This is a genomic window from Actinomadura sp. (assembly GCF_044508335.1).
Lineage (GTDB): Bacteria > Actinomycetota > Actinomycetes > Streptosporangiales > Streptosporangiaceae > Spirillospora.
The window spans coordinates 10,259-11,859 of sequence record NZ_JBIQHY010000098.1 but is presented as its reverse complement, the minus strand read 5'-3'; the positions used below and the strand labels follow the sequence as shown (position 1 = coordinate 11,859).

Below are 1,601 nucleotides of genomic sequence, written 5' to 3'. Positions count from 1 at the left end.
CCGGCGGCGCGTCCGGCGGCGCGTTCGGCCAGGCGCCGGTCGACCTCCTGGTCCACCCGCCGGGCGACCTGCGCGCGGGCCGCCGCGACCCGCCGCATGTAGGGGTTGGGCAGCGACCGCAGCGCCATCTGCAGGACGAAGTTCCGGTCGACGGCGGCCAGCGCGATCTGCAGCCGCCGCCCGATCACCTCGGCGTCGGCGGCGAGCCGGTCCCCGAACAGCACCTCCACGGTGCTGCGGCGGATCACCGACCGCAGCTCGGCGTAGGCGTCCAGCGTCCGGCCGGGCCGCCACGACTCCAGCGCCGCGCCGGTGTTGGCGGCCATCCGCGCCACGTACCCGGCGACGCGGCGGTGGTGGAACGCCGGCTGGACCAGGCGGCGCCGCCGCCGGTGGTCGGTGCCGTCGCTGACGATCAGCGCGGTCTCCCCATTCACCGGCACCAGCAGGTCGAACGCCTCCCGCCACCGGAACAGCCCGGAGTTGGCGAACACGAACGCGTTGGCGTCCGGGCCGAACAGGTGCACGAACGGGCGGCGGCGCGTCCCCACGACCGCGACCGGGCCCGCCTCGCCGTAAAGGCGCAGCAGGCTCTTGCACGGGTTCGCCGCGAACGCCGCGCCGTGCCTGAGCGTCAGCGACGCGGACGGGCCCCTCGCCCCGCGGGTCCTGGGCGGACGGGTCGGGTGCAGCGGGGTCTGTGCGGCCACCCGCCCACTATGGCACGCCCCCGCGGATGCCCGCGCGGGGCGCGGTGGGAGTATGGGAGCCGTGACGGACGACAGCGGCGCCGTCCCCGGCGGGCGGACGCGTGAGCACGCGGAAGGGGCCCACCAGCCCAAACCGGGAACGCAGACCGTGGACCGGTCGGTGGCGGTACTGCGCTCCTTCGAGGGCGCCGACCGGCAGACCCCCACCGAGATCGCGCACCGGCTCGGTCTGTCGGTCAGCACCGCGCACCGCATCGTGCACGCCCTGCACGCCACCGGGATGCTGGCGCAGGACCCGGCGACCGAGCGGTACTTCCTCGGCCCCACCACCGCGATCCTCGGGCGGCTCGCGCTGGAGCGGATGGGCGCCACCCTGCTGCAGCCGGAGCTGACCGCGCTGCGCGACGGCACCGGCGAGTCGGTCAGCCTCGGCGTGCGGGCCGGCGACGAGGTCGCGATCCTGCTGCACCTGCCGTCGGCGCACCCGCTGCGCTACGACCAGCCGCCCGGCGACCGCAACCCCGTCCACGCGTGCGCGATGGGCAAGGCGCTGCTGGCCTGCGGCGGCGACCCGCCCGCGATGGACGAGCCGTTCCGCCGCTACACCCCCGCCACCCTCACCACCCGCCGCGAGCTGGAAGCCGACCTGCGCCGCGTCCGCGAGCGCGGCTACGCCGTCAGCGACGAGGAACGCCTGGTCGGGGTGCGCGCGGTCGCCGCGCCCGTCCGCGACGGCGGCGGGCGCGTGTTCGCGGCGGTCGCGCTGCAGGGGCCCGCGGTCCGGTTCGGCGACGACCGGCTGCCGGGCCTGGCCGAGGCCGTCGTCGCCGCCGCGGGACGCCTCACCGACCTGCACCGCCACCTGTCCTGACCGCCACCTGTCCTGACCGC

2 protein-coding genes are annotated in these 1,601 nt (G+C 77.0%); one reads left to right on the top strand and one right to left on the bottom strand.

Annotated features, from left to right (window positions below; genetic code table 11):
- Positions 1-710: cytochrome P450 (locus ACIWVC_RS26255; RefSeq protein ID WP_396454701.1), on the bottom strand; the 710-nt coding region annotated here is incomplete at its 3' end.
- A gap of 61 nt (positions 711-771) precedes the next feature.
- Between ACIWVC_RS26255 and ACIWVC_RS26250 the strand changes: the two genes are divergently transcribed.
- Positions 772-1,581 (top strand): IclR family transcriptional regulator, encoded by an 810-nt coding sequence (locus ACIWVC_RS26250; RefSeq protein ID WP_396454700.1) that lies wholly within the window; start codon positions 772-774, stop codon positions 1,579-1,581.
- Positions 1,582-1,601: the final 20 nt, after the last annotated feature.